Raw genomic sequence first — 18370 nt, forward strand, 5'->3', positions numbered from 1 at the left:
GAATGCTAAAATGTACAAAATATTTGTGAAATCGTGGAAAATGTTTAGAAAAAGTATATTTCAATGCTTGTTCATGCTATAATCAATTTGGATTTCAATGTAGATTATTTATTTGAGGAGGAGAGACATGCTTTACGTGTCTTTAATAGCAGCGTTCGTTGCATCCATTTTGTTAACTCCATTAGTGAAACGTTTAGCGTTTAGAATAGGTGCTGTTGATGCACCAAACTACCGAAAAGTACATGCTCGAATTATGCCAAGACTTGGCGGCTTAGCCATTTTCCTTGCGTTTATAATTGGTGTGACGATTTTATATTCATTTTTAATCCATACTAAACATGGTAGTCCCGAATCTTTGTTAGCAATCATTATAGGTGCTTGTATTATCGTTGCCACTGGTGTTATTGACGATATGCGTGAGATTTCTGCCAAGGCAAAGATGATTGGTCAGCTAGGTGCCGCACTAATTGTTGTTTTTGTAGGTGGAATTCAAATTGAAATGGTTAATTTACCATTCTTAGGTACATTAGACTTTGGTTTACTAAGTATCCCATTAACAATTATTTGGATTGTTGGGGTTACAAATGCTATTAATTTAATTGATGGCTTAGATGGCCTAGCTGCAGGTGTTTCTACAATTGCACTCATTACATTAGCAATCATGGCGTTTATTATGAGCAATATGTTTGTTTTAGCGCTAGCAGCCATTTTAGCTGTAGCTTCACTTGGTTTCTTATTTTATAATTTCCACCCAGCGAAAATTTTTATGGGTGATACAGGGGCATTGTTCCTCGGATTTATGATTTCCGTGTTGGCATTACTTGGTTTTAAAAATGTTGCATTCGTAGCTTTAATCATCCCAATTATTATTCTTGGTGTACCGATTTCTGATACATTCTTTGCGATTGTTCGTCGTGTACGCATGAAGAAGAAATGGTCTGACCCAGATAAATCTCACTTACACCATCGTTTACTGGATATGGGCTTTACACATCGTCAAACTGTATTAATTATTTATGGCATCGCGATGATGTTTGGATTAGCAGCGATCATCTTCTCTATGGCAAAATTATGGGGAGCTATTTTACTTGTAGCTGTTATTTTAACAGCCATTGAAATCTTTGTTGAGGTCATTGGGCTAGCAGGTAAAAACTATAGACCATTATTAAACTTTGTACGGATTTTCAGTAAATAAAACGAAAGCAATCATACATTTTGTATGATTGCTCAGACTGTAGATAAACTCAATTTTTTTGAGTTTATCTACAGTCTTTTTTTAATTAAAACCGTTGATTGATGCTAAGGGCGGGGGCGAGCTGCTTCCCTCGCTTTGTTATTGCCACTACTTCGCACCAATCAGCTTCTACATAAAATACTTCATCGTGAACGATTAGAGATGTTAACGATCGATTAATAAGTACCTAAGAAGCATTTAGTACGAAAATGAAAGAAATCGCAACGAATATGGCGTATTGCCAATATAACCATGCATCACAATGTACAGAAAATAACTCATTCAACACCATATTTGGGAATTATATTTAGAGGAAGCTGAACATTTACGACATTCCTATGACAGCAAACAAATTTATGCAAAGCGCAAAGAGACGATTGAATGTGTCTTTGCGGACGCGAAGCAAAAGCATGGATTGTGATGGAAAACCTTAAGAGATCTAAAAACATTGTTCATGCAGGTGAGGCTTACTTTTGCTGCCAAAGAAACTGGCTACTTGGATGTATAGCTTAAAAGAGCGCTTCTCAATGTCTTTCTTATTGATAAGCATAAATAGCAACTTTGAGTGAACTATTACTGACGGACATTACCATTAGAATGTATAGGAAATAGAAAGGGAGGAAAGCTAAAATAGGCTTGTTTAACTAGTTCATGACAGGGTAAATGAAAAGAGCAGTTTAATCTTTGGGGAAGTAATATAAAAAGCCCCTAGACAAGATGGCTTGTCTAGGGGCTTTGGAAAGTCATTACTGGTTATTCAATGGCTGAATTATCATCGCTTGCAGCACTGTCTGTTCCTGAAGTATTGCCACTTGTTAGGCTTGATGAACTTTCATTTCGTCCAAGATGGTTATTGAAGATTTCCTTCACTTCATCTACAGAATCCTGATTTAACTGATAATAATAAATACCAGTAGACATGTCATCTGTACCATCCAATGTTAAAGAGTCGATACGTGGAGCACCTTTTGATAAATAAGATATGAAGGATTTCATTTCAGTGAATGTCATATCTGTTTTCATGTTATCACCAAGGGCTTTAATGACATCATCATACTTTGTGATGGAACCAACAGAAGCAACTTTTTTGATAATAGCTGAAAGAATTTCTTGTTGACGTTTACCACGCTCAATATCACTATCTTGCTTACGTGTTCTTGCAAGGGCAAGAGCCTCACTACCGTTTAAATGCTGTAAGCCTGGCTGTAAATTGATTGTGAATTTATCAAATTCATCTAATTCGTGTAAAGCATAAGGTACCTCTGCTTCAATACCACCGAGTGCATCGACAACGTCAATGAAGGCATTGAAGTTCATACGCACATAATAGTCGATTGGAATGTCAAATAGTTGTTCTACTGTTTCGATAGTAGTAAGTGTTCCACCCATTGCATGAGCATGAGTAATTTTATCTTTATAACCGACCTTAGGAATATAAACGTAAGAATCACGAGGAATACTTAACATTTTAATTGTATGTGTTTTGTTATTTAACGTAGCTAAAATAAGTGCATCGGAACGTGAGTTTTCAGAACCCTGTCCACGATTATCACTATCATCAACCCCGACAAATAAAATAGATACATTATCATGTACTGGCTCTACTTTTTCTTCTCGCTGAGTAGAAACCTGTCGACCTTCTAATTCCTCGTATGCTGAGTTTGCAGCATGCTCTACCTGTTTTGTAAGGTAAACACCATAAGCCGTTACACAAATCACCAAGCTGGCAACTAATAGTAGTGTAACTTTTATAATTAAGGAAGCTTTAGAAGATCTTTTTTTGTACGGTTTAACAGATCTTTTTTTCATATTAGATATATTCTCCTCTAATTATTGGGAATAATAATGCGATAAAGCTAAATTTTATTCAATTACAATAAAGCAAACGAATGGTCAATAAAAATAGCCTAACAAAAAAATTATACTATGCATATTTAGTTTCGACAATTAAAACTATTTATTTGACAATAAATTCTATAAATTGAGCATCTTCGAATGTAATGGATGCTTGTCCATTTGTGATTTCTGTAATCCAATTTCGGAACTGCTCTTCTTCCTCTTTTAACACAGAAGTAATGATTTCGACACCCTCTAAATACCGTATTTCCTCTAAAGAGTAAGATGAACCTCTTATTTCATTTTCGACTTTCCCTAGCCATGTGTAATCAATGGCTACCTTCATGAAATGATGGAGTTTACGTTCAACTACTTGTGCAGCAATGAGACCCTCTGTTGTCGCTTTCCCGTAAGCACGAATGAGACCACCGCCACCGAGCTTAATACCTCCAAAATAGCGAGTAACTACGACGACCGTATCTTTTAAGCCTTGTTTTTTTAAGACCTCTAACATAGGGACGCCAGCCGTACCACTAGGTTCCCCGTCATCATTCGCTTTTTGAATATGATCATGCTCACCAATAATATAGGCTGAGCAGTTATGTGTTGCATTATGATGCATTTTTTTTATACGATCTATAAAGGAAATTGCATCCTCTTCCGTTTCTGCACGTTCTATATAAGTGAGAAAGCGGGATTTGGAAATAACAATTTCGCTTTCACCATATCCTTTTACTGTTAAATAGTTTTCTCTCATCCGTATCAATCTCCTTTTAATTAGAGTTCTATTCTATAATTTTCGTGTAGAAAAAGCATTAAATTTTAGCATGGTAATGCTATAATGGGTGTAGACTATGGAATATATGAAATTGGTCTATTAAAATAGTGAGTAATCATAAGACATTAGACTGGGGAGTATACTATGTTTTCAAATGATACCTTCGATTTAAAGTCGCTTGATGACATTTTCAATCGAATGTTAGATACAATCATGAGCTCAAAGGATGACATCTTTATTATAAGTGAACAAAGCCGAAGAAGCTTTGAAGATATGCAAAAAGAGCTGGAAATTGTTCGAAAACAAATATCAATTGTAATTGATGAAGGCGATGCTCTGGAAAAAAGTACGCAGCTTGCTAAGCAAAGACTTGTATTAGTAAGTAAAGCTTTTGATAATTATACCGAAGAACAAGTTAGAGAAGCATATGAAACTGCACATGATTTCCAGGTAAAGCTCTCCGTTATTAGAACGCAAGAAAAACAGCTACGCGATAAAAGAGATGATCTAGAGAGAAGATTAAGAGGATTACTCGATACGATTGAACGTGCTGATCATATTGTCAATCAGGTAAATGTCATTTTGAATTACTTAACTTCAGATTTAAAAAATGTTGGTTTAGCGCTTGAACAAGCAAAAATGAAGCAAGATTTTGGGATACGTATTATTGCAGCTCAAGAAGAAGAGCGTAAGCGTTTATCAAGAGAGATTCATGATGGACCTGCTCAAATGCTTGCAAATGTACTAATGCGCACTGATTTAATAGATAGAACGTATCGTGAAAAGGGTATTGAAAATGCATTGGCTGAAATTGCTGATTTAAAGAAAACGGTGCGAAATGCTTTATCTGAGGTGCGACGTATTATTTATGATCTACGACCAATGGCACTTGATGATTTGGGAATTGTTCCGACATTAAAGAAGTATTTATCGACAGTAACTGAATATAATCCAGGTGTTGAAGTTCATTTCCAATCGAGAAGTACAGAAAAACGTATACCTTCAAATTATGAGGTATCCATTTTCCGATTAGTGCAGGAATGCGTAACAAATGCCATGAAGCATGGAAAATGTAAAGACATTTGGGTAAAGCTTGAGTGGTTAAAAGAAGCTGTCAATATCGTTGTGAAAGATGATGGCATTGGCTTTGATCCACAAGTAGTGAAAGACCATTCCTTTGGGATTTTAGGAATGAAAGAACGTATTGAAATTTTAAATGGTACAATCACGATTACTAGTGAAATCAATCGAGGGACAACGGTTTTATTTAAAATACCGTTAGAAGTAGAGTGATGCAATGTTGCAGAAATTTAGGGGGTAAAGACAAATGACAAAGATTATAATTGTAGACGATCACCAGCTATTCCGCGAAGGAGTAAAACGCATTTTAGATTTTGAAGATACGTTTGATGTAGTAGCTGAAGGTGATGATGGTACTGACGTGGTTACGTTATATGCTGAAAACGAACCAGATGTTGTATTAATGGATATTAACATGCCAGGTAAAAATGGAGTAGAAGCAACGTCAGAGTTAATCAATGATTTTCCTGATGCGAAAGTGATTATGCTGTCGATCCATGATGATGAAACATATGTGACACATGCATTAAAATCAGGTGCTCTTGGCTATATGTTAAAAGAGATGGATGCTGATGAAATCGTTGAAGCGATCAAAGTCGTTGCTAATGGTGGATCTTATTTACATCCAAAAGTAACAAAAAACCTAGTAGCTGAGTTCAAACGCCTATCTGAACACGAAAATAAAGGGAACTTCCACCAAACAGAAATTCGTCGTCCATTCCATTTATTAACTAAACGTGAATGTGAAGTATTACAGCTATTAACAGATGGTCAATCAAACCGTACAATTGGTGAGACATTGTTTATCTCTGAAAAAACGGTTAAAAACCACGTTTCAAGTATTCTACAAAAAATGAATGTTAATGACCGTACACAAGCTGTTGTAACAGCCATTAAAAATGGTTGGGTGGAAGTACGATAAGTGCTAAAACTGTTTTTAAAGGCTACTTTCTATTGAAGTAGTTTTTAAAACAGTTTTTTATTGTTTTTTGGTAATTATTTATAAAGGTTTACGAAATCATGAAGAGGCTATTCACAATTTTGTAACATTGCTAAACGGGACTGTTTATACGTATAAACATGAAAACTAACAGAACGTGCAACATTTTACAAGCAAATGCGTCATAAGAAAGATGTAGCACCTAAATGTTGAAAAAGCACAACAAAATTCCTACTACAGCATTTATATGCTACAATATGCGCGGGAGGTTTTTTGATGTTAAAGAAAAGTTTTCTAGCAGTGTTAATCTTATTCGTATTAACTTTAACTGCATGTGGTAATAAAGAAGAGAAGATGAGTGACGAGGATCGAGAAAAAGTAATAGAAGATGGTACAGTAGGCTTTGAGATGATGGGTGGTAACGTGGAAAAAGCTGAAAATGTGCCAGCAGCAGATGAAAAGGCAATTTTAGCATCTTTCGATGAGTATATTGCTGCATTAAATGCTGAAGAAATCGAGCGTTATATGAAGACAATCTCGAAAAATCCAAAGGGTTTTAAATACGATGAAGAAAAAACATATGCAACAGAAGTATTCGATCAATTTGATATTAAGCGTGATGTAGAAAACGTAACGATTGCTAAATATGAACCAGAAGAGGCTCAGGTATTTGCCAACATGAAAATGCACTCTCTTCAGATTGAGACAAATGTTGAACACGAAAGTGCAGGACGTCAAGTAACAGTCTTTGTGAAGGAAGACGATGATTGGAAGGTTACAAGTGTCTTTTATATTGGTGATGACTCACAGTCTAGTACAGGCAACTAACAGGAGCTATCTTCATTCAATATAAGAATTGAGTGAAGATACGCCTACTATACATAGAAAATGAATGCGAAATGAATAACGAAAACGTGAATCTCACGTTCGTCATTCATTTTACATTCATTTCTTTTTGTTTTCATTCCGTATCCTGTGCGACAGCGAACAAACAACAACAATTGCACCAAGAAGAAATAGATTGTAAACTAAGAATCATAGGAGAGTGGACATGGATGAGGACGGCAATCGTAACAGATAGTACTGCATATCTTTCAGCTGAGGAACGTGCACGCTTAAACATTCACATGATACCTTTAAGTGTTAATATCTCAGGTGAACTATTTGCAGAAGAAGTAGACATCACAGCATCTGAGTTTTACGATAAGGTGCGTGGAGCAAAAGAATTCCCAAAAACAACACAGCCTCCAATCGGAGAATTTGTTGCTCTCTTTGACGAGCTAGCGAAGGATTATGACGAGGTTATTTCGATCCATTTATCAAGTGGTATTAGTGGAACATATCAAGGGGCAGTACAGGCAGGTGAAATGGTAGAAGGCATAAAAGTGCATGCCTTTGACAGTGAAATTTCCTGTGCGGTTCAGGGCTTTTATGTTTTAAAAGCTGCTGAAATGGCGAAAGAGGGCCATTCAGCGCAAGACATACTGGCGGCATTAGCGGACATGCAGCAGTATATCCGTGCTTACTTCATTGTAGACGACTTAGCTCATTTACAACGTGGTGGGCGTTTGTCTTCTGCGGCAGCCTTGATCGGCGGCTTATTACAAGTAAAGCCTGTTCTACATTTTGTAGACAAGGTGATTGTGCCTTTTGAAAAAATCCGAACACGTAAAAAAGCATTAAAACGTGTAGAGGAATTGCTAGCAGAGGATGCGAGAAAGTATGAAGCTATGGACGCTGTTGTCATACACGGCAATTGCCAAGCAGAAGCACAAGAATGGCTAGAGCAATTAGCAGAAGCGTACCCGAACGTAAGTTTTAAATTAAGCTATTTCGGCCCTGTCATTGGCACACATTTAGGTGAAGGATCGATGGGCTTAGGCTGGACAAAAAAATAAAATTTCTATGAGAAGGTCTCTACAGCAAAGTAGAGGCTTTTTTCTATGGAGGGAGAGAAATTATGAAATATAAAGGTTGGCTGTTACCACCAGCATTACGTGATTTCCATGAAGGTCGCATTTGGTTAAAAAATCATTCTCCATATTCATCAGCACATATTGATAACGCAATCGAGCGAAAATATTTTAATTTAATAGAAGGAATTCAAATGAAGCCAGTTATTCGTTGCAATCGCTGCCACAATACAAACCCGCAATTATTCACTCTATTTGATTGCTCAAAATGCCAGCAACAATGTTTATATTGTCGGCATTGTATCAAAATGGGGAGGGTGAGCAGCTGTACGAATTTGATGGTTTGGATTGGTCCTAAAGCCATTAAGACGTACAAGCATTTATTCAAATGGGCAGGGCAATTCACGGAACTTCAACAACAGGCTGCAAATGAAACTTTAGCAAGTGTGACAGCAAAGCGTTCGCATTTAATTCATGCAGTGTGTGGTGCTGGAAAAACCGAGCTGCTTTTTCCAACGGTTTATGATGCGCTAAAGCGAGGGCTACGTGTTTGTATTGCAACACCACGCACAGATGTAGTGTTGGAATTGACGCCACGCTTCCAGCAAGTATTCCCTGAAACTATTATTCATGCATTATACGGTGGTGTCTTACAACAACATGGCTATGCCCAGATGGTTATAGCAACGACCCATCAGCTTTACCGATTTGACAAGGCTTTTGATGTTATCATTGTCGATGAAGCAGATGCTTTTCCTTATACATTTGATGAAACCCTACAAAGAGCAGTAGGAAAGGCTAAAAAAGAACATGCTCCTATTGTATTTGTTACAGCAACCCCATCACCATCATTACTACATGCCTTTCAGCAAGAAAGCTACTCCTTTATTCCAAAACGCTATCACAATCATCCATTGCCAGTTCCTCAAGTGCGTGCTTTATGGGGCTATGATAAAAGCTTCCAGCGAGGTACAATCCCCAAAAGGTTAAAAAAATGGACAGAGGAACGTCTTAGCCAAAAGCAGCCATTTTTAATCTTCTTTCCAACAATCGCCTTAATGAATAGAGCAGAACCCCTTTTTCAGTTGCTAGATGAAAAGATAGTAGCTGTGCATGCAGCAGATTCGGAGCGAAAGGAAAAGGTGCTGAAGCTAAGAAATAAAGAAGTTCCAGGCTTATTAACTACAACTATATTAGAAAGAGGCATTACAATTAGCAATGTACAGGTGGCAGTAATCGGAGCAGAGTCATTGATTTTTACTGCCAGCGCTCTTATTCAAATTGCGGGTCGTGTTGGGCGGGATAGACAATTTCCTGCTGGTGAGGTCTTGTTCTTTCATCACGGCATCACAATAGAGATGGATGAGGCATGTGCAAAAATTGCTTTATATAATAGAAAAGGATTTCCCCAATGAATAAAATAGAATCGCATTGCTTAATTTGCTCGCAGCCGTTGACATCAACCATATCCTGGAAAATTCTGTTAACAAAGCAGTTTTCACCGACTATATGTGATAGGTGTGCTGCTCGCTTTGAACATTCACAGTCAGCTACAGCACTCTATCAGTATAATGACGCGATGAAAGATTACTTACATCAGTTTAAATTTCTTCAGGATGTAGCTCTTGCAAAAGTATTTCGACAGGAGCTTTATGCTCGATTTAGAAAAGAGAAAGCGATGATTCTACCAATTCCCATGCATCCCCTCAAGCAACAGGAGCGTACCTTCTCACACACAGAGGAACTATTAAAGGCAGCTTTTATTCCGTACATTCAGCTATTAGAAAAGACAACAACAGAGACACAAAGCTCCAAAAATAGAGAGCAGCGCATACATGTAGCACCTCTTTTTCGTGTAAAGGTAGGCTCACAAGTAGAGCATAAAGATTACCTTCTTTTTGACGATATTAAAACTACAGGAACAACCATTCAGCATGCCGCAGATGTGCTAATGCAGGCGGGTGCTAAAAATGTCCAATACTTCACATTAATTGAAGGATGAATTTTCCAACGTATTATGTATAATAGATGATGGGTATAGCATTCGTAGATAAGATTTCTTGAAAGAGGAGGAAAAGCAGATGGCTGAGGTTCGTAATTGTCCAAAGTGTAATGAATTTTTTAATTATACAGGGGTCCGAGAAGTATGTCATAAGTGTGCACAATCAGAGGAAGAGCTTTATCAAATCGTTTATCGCTTCCTTCGTAAACGTGAGAACCGTGCAGCAACAGTTGAGCGTATCGTAGAAGCAACTGGAGCAGAAGAGGAGCTATTGTATAAATGGGTTCGTAAAGGCCGCTTGCAGCCAGCCATGTTCCCTAACCTTGGTTATCCATGTGATAACTGTGGTCACCTGACAACCATAGGTAAGCTTTGTACAAAATGTCAAGATGAATTAAAGGCTGACTTACGTACATTTGAAGCAGCTAAGGAATTCCGCGACAGTGTAGAGCAACGCGATCGTGTAACCTATCACGCAGAGCGAAAACGCTAATAACGGGAAGTGTGTTAATTTTAAACAAAATTAGCACACTTTTTTATATGTGAAAACTTAACATTATGTGAGACAATCCGAAATAATAGGAAGATAAGATTTTTAGATGGGGGGTTTCAAAATGAAAATTACATCTTATGGAATTAATGCAGTAAACGCCTATAAAAACCAAGTACGTAACGTTAAATCAGATACAAACAAAGCATCTTTTGCTGATAAAATTGAGATTTCGAAAGCTGCTCAAGATATGAAAAGCGTATCAACATACAGTACAGAGCGAGCTGACCGCGTACAACAGCTGAAAAAAGACATTGATTCTGGTGAATACAAAGTAGATGCTCGCAAAGTAGCAGAGGATATGCTGAAATATTATCGTTTCTAGGGAACAGCAGAAAGGGTGTATAGCGATATGTCTGTAGAAGCGATTAATTCTACATTAACGATGCTAGAAAGAATGCATAAAAGTTTACTTGAACTAGCCTTGAAAAAAACAGAAATCATTAAAGCTGGTGATATCGAAGCTCTAGACCAATTGCTCAAGGATGAGCAGGCACACATAGCGGCCATCGATAAGCTCGAGCAACAGCGTCAGAAACAGGTAACGGACTACCTCGAAGCAAAGGGACTTGCTTCATCTGACAAAACGACTGTCGCAGATGTCATCGAGGCTGCTGACCAACAAGCTGACAAAGCAACCTTATCAGTAGTTCGCGATCGTTTACTGCAAATTATCACTGACCTACGAAAACAAAATGACTTAAATCAAAAACTTGTTTTCCAATCACTACAAATCGTCAACCTAACATTAGATGCTGTAAGACCTCGCACAGAGCAAATGAACTACTCTAGCAACGAGGTTCATGGCACAAATAACATAGCTAAAAAATCATATTTCGATTCACAAGCCTAAAAGGAGGAAGAAAAATGCGCTCAACATTTATGGGCCTAGAAGCAAGTAAACGCGGCCTCTTCGTACAACAAACAGCTTTATACACAACAGGACATAATATTTCCAATGCCAACACATTAGGTTACTCACGCCAACGAGTAAACATGCAGGCGACACCAGGTTTTCCAACAGCCGGCTTAAACCAACCAACTTATCCAGGACATCTTGGTACTGGGGTTGAAGCAAGTTCAATCCAACGTATTCGTAGTGAATTTATTGATCGCCAATATCGTCAAGAGACGAATAAGTTAGGTTATTGGGAATCTAGAACAAATGCCATTTCTCAAATGGAAGATGTTATGAATGAACCTTCGGAATTCGGTTTAGATAAAGCTTTCGAACAGTTTTGGAAGGGACTTGAAGATGTGGGGACGAAGCCTGCAGATGGTGCTTCACGTAAAGTAGCCATTAGTCGTGCGGAGCACTTAGCTGATTCTTTAAATTACCTTGATAAACAGTTAAAAATGATTCAGGGTAATCTTGGAAATGAACTTAATGTTTCGACAACTCAAATTAATACTATCCTTAAACAAATTGCTGCCGTTAATAAGCAAATTCAAGAGGTTGAACCTAGTGGGCATGTACCAAATGATTTATATGATGTGCGTGATACTCTAGTTGATAAACTAAATGAGTATATTCCAGTATCGATTGAACGTATTCCTTCTGGTGGTTTAGCATCAGAGGTTGCAGAAGGAAGCTTAAAAATTACTTTTAAAGGTAATGACGGTGTTATCAGAGATTTAGTAAACGGTAAAGATTTCGCTCAATTTACAGCGATGGGTACAAACGGCACGAAGGTGACTGGCGATGAAATTACAAATTCTTTCTCTGAACTACAATTAACAGGATTGGAATCTTTAGATGCGCATGAAGCGGGTGCTGTCACTAGTGCACAAACGGCAATTAAACAGCAAGACTTTGAAGCATCAAAAGGAAAATTACTTTCACTAATTAATTCGTATGGTTATCAAAGTGCGGGTGGCGATATTAAAGGATACTACACAGAAACTTTACAAAAATTAGATCAATTAGCCAATGCATTTATTAAAGAATTCAATGCGCAACATGCAAAAGGTTATACCCTTGAAGAAAAAGATGCGAATGGAAACATCATAAATCCTTCGAAACCAGGCGGCGTCTTCTTTGAAGGAACTGGTGCTGGTGGAATCAAGGTTAATGAAGATATCTTAAAAAATCCTAACCTTTTAGCAGCATCTTCTGACCCAACAGAAGAAGGAAATGGTAAGAATGCTTACGAACTTGCCAATATGCAACATAAATTATATGCAGATATAGATAATGCAAGCTTACAATCATTCTATCAAGCGATTGTTGGAAAAGTTGGTGTAGATGGTGAAGAGGCATTACGTATAGCTGCGACTTCTGAATCCCAACTTCTGATGGTATCTAATAGTCGCGATGCTGTAAGTGCGGTTTCTTTAGATGAAGAAATGACAAATATGATTACTTTCCAACAAGCGTATAATGCAAATGCACGTATGATTACGGTTGTCGATGAAACATTGGATAAAATTATTAACGGTATGGGCCGAGTTGGTTTATAACAATAGAATCAAGTAAATAATGACCAATTTATCAACCTACAAGAAGGAGGCTTTTTACAAAATGCGTGTAACACAATCAATGCTATCAAATAACATGCTACGAAATTTAAATAACAGCTATGGTAAAATGTCTAAGCTACAGGACCAAATAAATTCAGGTTCAAAAATTACTCGTCCATCCGATGATCCAGTTATTGCAGTAAAGGGTATGGGCTATCGTCGAGATTTAGCTAAGGTAGAGCAATACACTCGTAACACGATTACGGCAAGTAGCTGGTTGGATTCGACAGATGAATCTCTTAACCAGGTTGGTGAGCAAATGAAGCGAGTTCGTGAACTTGTTATTCAAGCTGCCACTGATTCAAATACATCAGAGGATCGTGACAAAATAAAAAAAGAAATTGACCAAATTCGCCAACAATTACAGGATGTAGGAAATACGAATATTGGTGGCAGTTACATATTTAGTGGAACTAGAACTAACGAGCCTTTATTTATTGGTGGAGTCATAAATCCGAATACTAATCAAGAAGGTGTAAAAATAGAAATTTATGATGGTATCCAGCTTTCTGTAAATACCCCAGGGAAAGATTTATTTAATAATATAGATGATATGATGGGGAAAATTTCGGATTTATTAGGCGACCCAACAAAAACAGGTGAAGAAATTGCTAGCATGCTTGGCGGGGTATCCTCAGCTACTACAAATGATGATATTACAGCCATGCATAATAAAGTTTTAGAAGCACAGGCAGATATCGGTGCACGGCAAAACCGTGTAGAAATGATGGAAAATCGACTAGGTATACGTGAGGTTAACGTCACAAAACAACTCAGGGATAATGAGTCTGTCGACTATGCAAAGGCCATTACTGAAATGGTGACACATGAATCTATTCATCAGGCTGCACTTTCAGTAGGTTCTAAAATCATTCAACAAACATTAGTGGATTTTATCCGTTAATATAATTTAGGCGTTTGGACACTTTGTTCAAACGCTTTTCTTGAAAGGAGAGCTAGTATTGTGAGGCTACCACAAATACAAATTCGTACAATCGATGCCAAAATTGATCTTCATATTGGTAAACCACAGCAGCATATTGAACAGCCAAAGGCGACACAGCGTATTGAACAACCAGCCGCTATTTTAGATATAAATACAACGAGAAGTGTTTTGAAAATTGACTCCTCACAGGCAAGAAGAGACATAGGAATGATTGGTCCTTTAGAATCAAGTGCAAATTACGCAGAAAAAGGAAAACAAGAGGCAATAAAAGGAATGGCACGCAGAGCACAAGAGGGACGTCAAATGATGGAGAACGCTGGAAAAGATCAAGGACGGGCAATAGTTCAAAATATAGCTAAACAAAACCACGGTCCACACCGTGTACAATTTAATGTCAAATTTGTACCATCCGTAGGATCAGTCAAAATTAATTACACACCAGGTACAACGGATGTCAATATTCAACGAAGAGAACCAGTAATTGACGCTAAAGTGAACAAACCTATACACGAATACACACCAGGAAAAGTAACTGGTACAATGATACAAAGACCAGATGTTGACATCGATGTCATCATTTAAAGGAGAGTTTATAAATGAAAATTGCTACTAAATTTTTAGGAGAAGTAGAAATTGGTGAACAAGATATCCTTACATTTGAGCATGGTTTACTAGGATTAGAAGAGGAGAAAAAATTTGTTTTGTTACCGATTGATGCAGACCTTCCACTTGCATTATTACAATCTGTTCAGAATAAAGAAATTGGTTTTGTCGTAGCCTACCCTTTTGCATTCAAACAAGATTATAGCTTTGATATTAGCGAAGAAGATCGTGAGCAATTACAAATTGAAAAGCAAGAAGATGTTCTTCCATATGCTATTGTAACATTAAAAGAAGCATTTCAAGACTCTACGATTAACTTGCTGGCACCTGTTATTTTAAATATAGAAAAAAAACGCGGTAAGCAAATCGTTCTTCAAGACAATAAAGCCTTTCCATTACGTTATCCAATGCTACCATTGGAAGGAAGTGCGAAATAATGCTAGTTCTTTCACGAAAAAAAGATGAGTCAATTATGATAGGTGATCAAGTTGAAATAAAAATATTGGCAGTTGAGGGTGACCAAATCAAACTGGGGATTGTTGCACCGAAAACGGTGAAAGTACATCGATCAGAAGTTTTTGAAGCAATCCAAGCGGAAAATAAAGAAGCCCTTTCTGTAACATCAAACTTTTTAGAGCAATTGAAGAAAAAATAATAAGAGATATATGTTTATTTTGAAATAATTACATAAAAAATAAAAAAACTTTCTAAAAAACTATTAAACATTTCCAACTAATTACGATATATAGTTTGTAAGGGGCAGGAAGTACATACATACTACCTAATCCGAAATTCCACACGGATGTGGAATAACACACTAAAAATTCAAGGAGGAATTCCAAATGAGAATTCAACACAACATTTCAGCTTTAAACACACACCGTAACCTTACTTTCAACAACACTCAAGCTTCTAAAAACCTTGAGAAACTATCTTCAGGTTACAAAGTAAACCGTGCGGGCGATGACGCTGCTGGTTTAGCAATCTCTGAAAAAATGCGCGGACAAATCCGTGGTCTTGATATGGCTACTAAAAACGCTCAAGACTCAATCTCTTTAATCCAAACTGCTGAGGGTGCTCTTAACGAAACTCACGCAATCCTACAACGTATGCGTGAATTAGCAGTACAATCTGCAAACGATACAAACGTAACTGCAGACCGTGGAGCGCTTGACAAAGAAGTTACAGCATTAAAATCAGAAATCGACCGTATCGCTAAAAACACAGAGTTCAATACTCAAAAATTATTAGATGGTACATTCTCTGGTAAAAAATTCCATATCGGTGCTAATGATGGCCAATCTATTACATTAAAAATCGGAACAATGGGTACAGCTGGTTTAAAAATTACTGGTAAAATTGATTCTCAAACAGCTGCTGACAAAGCAATTAAAAACTTCAACGAAGCTTTAGAATTAGTTTCTTCTCAACGTTCTGATTTAGGTGCTGTTCAAAACCGTTTAGAGCACACAATCAACAACTTAGGTGCTACATCTGAAAACTTAACAGCTGCTGAATCACGTATCCGTGATACAGACATGGCTAAAGAAATGATGGGCTTCACTAAGAACAACATCTTAATGCAAGCTGCTCAATCTATGTTAGCTCAAGCTAACCAACAACCACAAGGTGTACTTCAATTATTACAATAATTGATTAACTTTTAGCCTAAAATATTAAAAGCTTGAACGAAATTTCGTTCAAGCTTTTTTTAATAAAAAATTTAAAAATCCTTTTTTATACCGATATAATCAAAGAAGTAAGACACTTTTCTGTAAAACAAATATGATTTAATAACCCTTTTTTAAAAGAGAGCCTCACCAAGGTTAACCAAGGAGACGACTTTATGGAAGATTTAGATATAATTTATTTACAAACAAAAAATGATAAGCCAAATGCAAAAGTAAATGGGTATTTTTTACATAGTAATTACAATCCTGAAGCAGAAGCTGATAAATACATAGATAAGAACTATAAAGAAGGATATTTAAATATACTGTTTGGCTATGGACTAGGGTACATAGCTAATGCTATTGCAAAAAAGTATGGAAACACTGATATTTTAGTGTATGACCCTTTATTTAGTAGTTTAAATATTGAGGGTAAAGATAAAATTGAAGGCGTTTTTTCTGATTTACAGGACTTTTATATGCGTTCAGAAGATTATATAGCTGATTTTGATCGTAAAGTCAATATACTGCTCTCACCTAATTATGACAAAATTTTTGACAAGGAATATAAAGAATTTCTAGACTTTATTCGTCATATACAAATTGAAGATATTGTGAATGAAAATACAATAAGATTTTTTGGCGATTTATGGCAGGAAAATTACATTATGAATTTATATTATGTTCATAAAGATCAGAGTTTAAAGGAACTTTACAATAAATATGATTGCCCAGTAATTTTAGCTTCGGGAGGTCCTTCATTAACAAAACAGTTACCACTGTTAAAAAAATTGAAAGATAAATGTTTGATAATTAGTGCAGGATCTACCATCAACTCTCTACTGGCAGCAGAAATTACACCTGACTATGTAGTAACAATGGATGGAGGAGAAAGTAATTATTTACACTTTAAAAACATTAAAAATAATGCTTTCGATTTGATTTATGGTTTAGGGAATGCATGGAAAATAGAACGAGATTTTAAAGGAAACCGCTATAGTTTTTGTTTTTATGGAGAAGATAGTATACAAAAACGTATTAAAGAAGGGCTAGGTAAGGATTTACCAATGCTATCAACTGGTGGTACAGTTGCTATAACTGCATTAGAAATAGCAAGTAAAATTAGTACAGGACCAATCGCAATTATTGGACAAGATTTAGCTTATACGAACAATAAATCCCATGCAGAAAATAATAATCATTATAGTGAGTTAACTGATGAATTTTTCAAGAAAGACATGACTTTTGAAGTAGAAGGATACTACGGGGAACCTGTAAAAACGAATCACCAATTTAACAGTATGAGGAAGAGTATAGAAAAATTATATATAATGTTGCACAAACAACATAAAATTTATAATTGTACCGAAGGTGGCGTAAAAATTAACGGTATCCCACAATTAGATTTTGCAACATTTTGTGAAAACTATATGTATCAGACAAATAATATTTCAAAATTGGAACTTAAAAATGAAATAGATAATAGCGTTGTCAATTATAAGCAATTTATGAGTCAAGAAATAGAAGTCTATTTAAAAATAAAAAAATTACTAGTAGAAGCGATTCAACTGTTAAAAGAAGAAAAAAATAATACGGTATTTTCAGCTAGTACATTAAAAAAACTAGATAAAATCGATTCTAAATTGAAAGAATATTATCCACTAGTAATTATGGAAAGAATCATTGACCCGATTACTATGGATGTGATGAGAATGACTATAGATAATAAACATTTAGAGACAGTAGAAAAATTTAAACAAATTCATAAACAAAATATGTATCTTTATGAAAATATTTTAGAGGCAACAGAAAAATCTTTAAAATATACAAGAATAGCATTAGAAGAATTCGGGGGTTGTTAAAATGGACAAAATAGAGATTGTAGATGAATATTACAAATATATAGCTAAAATTCCAGCAGGGTTACAATATATTGCTGATAGTTTAAGATCTGGCAATGTTCCGACAGCTTTAAATGAAATATTGAATTTTTCAGAGGGAATTACTTGGATAAAACAAATGGAAGAAATACTAACGGATCAAGGGGTTAATACAAATTTAAATAAACAACAATTAGAAGAGTATTTAAACCTTATAAATGAAGGTTTAGAAAAACAAGATTTTGTCCTTGTAGCTGATATTTTTGAATATGAAATGTTGCCATATTTTGAACAAATTATAGCTTGAAATTAATATCAATTAAGAGATAGTTAAAATAAGAACACTTTTTGAATGTATATTCTAATTCAAAGAGTGTTTTTTCGTCTATCTATTAAAATGAACATTTGCTAAGGAGGA

Annotated in this window: 20 protein-coding genes and 1 pseudogene; 19 read left to right on the forward strand and 2 right to left on the reverse strand. The window is 36.1% G+C overall.

From position 1 onward, the window contains the following. Positions 1–127: 127 nt before the first annotated feature. Together NST76_RS02995 and NST76_RS03000 are read left to right on the forward strand one after the other, a co-directional pair. Complete coding sequence (locus NST76_RS02995; protein ID WP_036121117.1) at positions 128–1195, forward strand: MraY family glycosyltransferase; 1068 nt, start codon at positions 128–130, stop codon at positions 1193–1195. 296 nt (positions 1196–1491) lie between these two features. Then, a pseudogene (locus NST76_RS03000) lies at positions 1492–1803 on the forward strand (transposase); the annotation flags it as partial. A 184-nt stretch (positions 1804–1987) separates the two neighbouring features. On the opposite strand, the gene NST76_RS03005 reads toward NST76_RS03000, so the two are convergent. Further along, a complete protein-coding gene (locus tag NST76_RS03005; RefSeq protein ID WP_058843858.1) occupies positions 1988–3043 on the reverse strand; it encodes an LCP family protein in 1056 nt (351 codons plus the stop codon). A 148-nt stretch (positions 3044–3191) separates the two neighbouring features. Beyond that, positions 3192–3827: a YigZ family protein gene (locus NST76_RS03010; protein ID WP_036121111.1), complete on the reverse strand. Its 636-nt coding sequence runs from the start codon at positions 3825–3827 to the stop codon at positions 3192–3194. A 165-nt stretch (positions 3828–3992) separates the two neighbouring features. On the opposite strand from NST76_RS03010, the gene NST76_RS03015 reads away from it, so the two are divergent. From NST76_RS03015 to NST76_RS03095, 17 genes are all read left to right on the forward strand, one after another. Then, the gene (locus NST76_RS03015) at positions 3993–5141 is read left to right on the forward strand and encodes a sensor histidine kinase (protein WP_036121108.1); all 1149 of its coding nucleotides are present in this window, start codon (positions 3993–3995) and stop codon (positions 5139–5141) included. A gap of 34 nt (positions 5142–5175) precedes the next feature. Beyond that, complete coding sequence (locus tag NST76_RS03020) at positions 5176–5850, forward strand: response regulator transcription factor (RefSeq protein WP_036121104.1); 675 nt, start codon at positions 5176–5178, stop codon at positions 5848–5850. A gap of 294 nt (positions 5851–6144) precedes the next feature. Further along, complete coding sequence (locus NST76_RS03025) at positions 6145–6696, forward strand: DUF3225 domain-containing protein (RefSeq protein ID WP_036121101.1); 552 nt, start codon at positions 6145–6147, stop codon at positions 6694–6696. 227 nt (positions 6697–6923) lie between these two features. Further along, positions 6924–7766 carry a DegV family protein gene (locus tag NST76_RS03030; protein WP_058843856.1) on the forward strand — a complete coding sequence of 281 codons (843 nt, stop codon included), beginning with the start codon at positions 6924–6926 and terminating at the stop codon, positions 7764–7766. Between the two features lie 62 nt (positions 7767–7828). Further along, positions 7829–9196: a DEAD/DEAH box helicase gene (locus NST76_RS03035; protein WP_271912389.1), complete on the forward strand. Its 1368-nt coding sequence runs from the start codon at positions 7829–7831 to the stop codon at positions 9194–9196. Further along, a complete protein-coding gene (locus NST76_RS03040; RefSeq protein ID WP_271912390.1) occupies positions 9193–9783 on the forward strand; it encodes a ComF family protein in 591 nt (196 codons plus the stop codon). The genes NST76_RS03035 and NST76_RS03040 overlap by 4 nt, the downstream gene beginning before the upstream one ends. A 79-nt stretch (positions 9784–9862) precedes the next feature. Then, positions 9863–10276 (forward strand): TIGR03826 family flagellar region protein, encoded by a 414-nt coding sequence (locus tag NST76_RS03045; protein ID WP_271912391.1) that lies wholly within the window; start codon positions 9863–9865, stop codon positions 10274–10276. Between the two features lie 121 nt (positions 10277–10397). After that, the gene (gene flgM, locus NST76_RS03050) at positions 10398–10658 is read left to right on the forward strand and encodes a flagellar biosynthesis anti-sigma factor FlgM (protein ID WP_036121087.1); all 261 of its coding nucleotides are present in this window, start codon (positions 10398–10400) and stop codon (positions 10656–10658) included. Positions 10659–10685: 27 nt separating this feature from the next. Next, a complete protein-coding gene (locus NST76_RS03055) occupies positions 10686–11186 on the forward strand; it encodes a flagellar protein FlgN (RefSeq protein ID WP_058843853.1) in 501 nt (166 codons plus the stop codon). Between the two features lie 14 nt (positions 11187–11200). Next, positions 11201–12793: a flagellar hook-associated protein FlgK gene (flgK, locus tag NST76_RS03060; protein WP_330493572.1), complete on the forward strand. Its 1593-nt coding sequence runs from the start codon at positions 11201–11203 to the stop codon at positions 12791–12793. Positions 12794–12854: 61 nt separating this feature from the next. Continuing rightward, entirely contained in the window at positions 12855–13757 is a 903-nt protein-coding gene (flgL, locus tag NST76_RS03065; protein ID WP_089934776.1) for a flagellar hook-associated protein FlgL, read from the forward strand. 60 nt (positions 13758–13817) lie between these two features. Further along, complete coding sequence (locus NST76_RS03070) at positions 13818–14381, forward strand: DUF6470 family protein (protein WP_036121075.1); 564 nt, start codon at positions 13818–13820, stop codon at positions 14379–14381. A 14-nt stretch (positions 14382–14395) separates the two neighbouring features. Next, the gene (fliW, locus tag NST76_RS03075; protein WP_271912394.1) at positions 14396–14839 is read left to right on the forward strand and encodes a flagellar assembly protein FliW; all 444 of its coding nucleotides are present in this window, start codon (positions 14396–14398) and stop codon (positions 14837–14839) included. Next, on the forward strand, positions 14839–15057 hold the full coding sequence (gene csrA / locus NST76_RS03080; RefSeq protein WP_089934782.1) for a carbon storage regulator CsrA: 219 nt from the start codon (positions 14839–14841) through the stop codon (positions 15055–15057). Before fliW ends, csrA begins: the two co-directional genes overlap by 1 nt. Before the next feature lie 187 nt (positions 15058–15244). Further along, positions 15245–16054, forward strand: a complete 810-nt coding sequence (locus tag NST76_RS03085; protein WP_342504113.1) for a flagellin — start codon at positions 15245–15247, stop codon at positions 16052–16054. A gap of 194 nt (positions 16055–16248) precedes the next feature. After that, a complete protein-coding gene (locus NST76_RS03090; RefSeq protein WP_342544613.1) occupies positions 16249–17934 on the forward strand; it encodes a 6-hydroxymethylpterin diphosphokinase MptE-like protein in 1686 nt (561 codons plus the stop codon). Position 17935: 1 nt separating this feature from the next. Next, positions 17936–18259, forward strand: coding sequence for a hypothetical protein (locus NST76_RS03095; protein WP_089934787.1), 324 nt, complete (start codon positions 17936–17938; stop codon positions 18257–18259). The last annotated feature ends 111 nt before the right edge of the window (positions 18260–18370 follow it).

The organism is Lysinibacillus sp. FSL W7-1291, assembly GCF_038593415.1.
GTDB lineage: Bacteria > Bacillota > Bacilli > Bacillales_A > Planococcaceae > Lysinibacillus > Lysinibacillus fusiformis_D.

Bases quoted from the DNA above. Each gene is read 5' to 3' on its own strand.
- NST76_RS03090 (WP_342544613.1), top strand. From the start codon at position 16,249: ATGGAAGATTTAGATATAATTTATTTACAAACAAAAAATGATAAGCCA.
- NST76_RS03005 (WP_058843858.1), bottom strand. From the start codon at position 3,043: ATGAAAAAAAGATCTGTTAAACCGTACAAAAAAAGATCTTCTAAAGCT.
- NST76_RS03030 (WP_058843856.1), top strand. From the start codon at position 6,924: ATGAGGACGGCAATCGTAACAGATAGTACTGCATATCTTTCAGCTGAG.
- NST76_RS03035 (WP_271912389.1), top strand. From the start codon at position 7,829: ATGAAATATAAAGGTTGGCTGTTACCACCAGCATTACGTGATTTCCAT.
- NST76_RS03025 (WP_036121101.1), top strand. From the start codon at position 6,145: ATGTTAAAGAAAAGTTTTCTAGCAGTGTTAATCTTATTCGTATTAACT.
- NST76_RS03015 (WP_036121108.1), top strand. From the start codon at position 3,993: ATGTTTTCAAATGATACCTTCGATTTAAAGTCGCTTGATGACATTTTC.
- fliW (WP_271912394.1), top strand. From the start codon at position 14,396: ATGAAAATTGCTACTAAATTTTTAGGAGAAGTAGAAATTGGTGAACAA.
- flgK (WP_330493572.1), top strand. From the start codon at position 11,201: ATGCGCTCAACATTTATGGGCCTAGAAGCAAGTAAACGCGGCCTCTTC.
- NST76_RS03020 (WP_036121104.1), top strand. From the start codon at position 5,176: ATGACAAAGATTATAATTGTAGACGATCACCAGCTATTCCGCGAAGGA.
- NST76_RS03010 (WP_036121111.1), bottom strand. From the start codon at position 3,827: ATGAGAGAAAACTATTTAACAGTAAAAGGATATGGTGAAAGCGAAATT.
- NST76_RS03085 (WP_342504113.1), top strand. From the start codon at position 15,245: ATGAGAATTCAACACAACATTTCAGCTTTAAACACACACCGTAACCTT.
- NST76_RS02995 (WP_036121117.1), top strand. From the start codon at position 128: ATGCTTTACGTGTCTTTAATAGCAGCGTTCGTTGCATCCATTTTGTTA.
- NST76_RS03040 (WP_271912390.1), top strand. From the start codon at position 9,193: ATGAATAAAATAGAATCGCATTGCTTAATTTGCTCGCAGCCGTTGACA.
- flgL (WP_089934776.1), top strand. From the start codon at position 12,855: ATGCGTGTAACACAATCAATGCTATCAAATAACATGCTACGAAATTTA.
- NST76_RS03045 (WP_271912391.1), top strand. From the start codon at position 9,863: ATGGCTGAGGTTCGTAATTGTCCAAAGTGTAATGAATTTTTTAATTAT.
- csrA (WP_089934782.1), top strand. From the start codon at position 14,839: ATGCTAGTTCTTTCACGAAAAAAAGATGAGTCAATTATGATAGGTGAT.
- NST76_RS03095 (WP_089934787.1), top strand. From the start codon at position 17,936: ATGGACAAAATAGAGATTGTAGATGAATATTACAAATATATAGCTAAA.
- NST76_RS03055 (WP_058843853.1), top strand. From the start codon at position 10,686: ATGTCTGTAGAAGCGATTAATTCTACATTAACGATGCTAGAAAGAATG.
- flgM (WP_036121087.1), top strand. From the start codon at position 10,398: ATGAAAATTACATCTTATGGAATTAATGCAGTAAACGCCTATAAAAAC.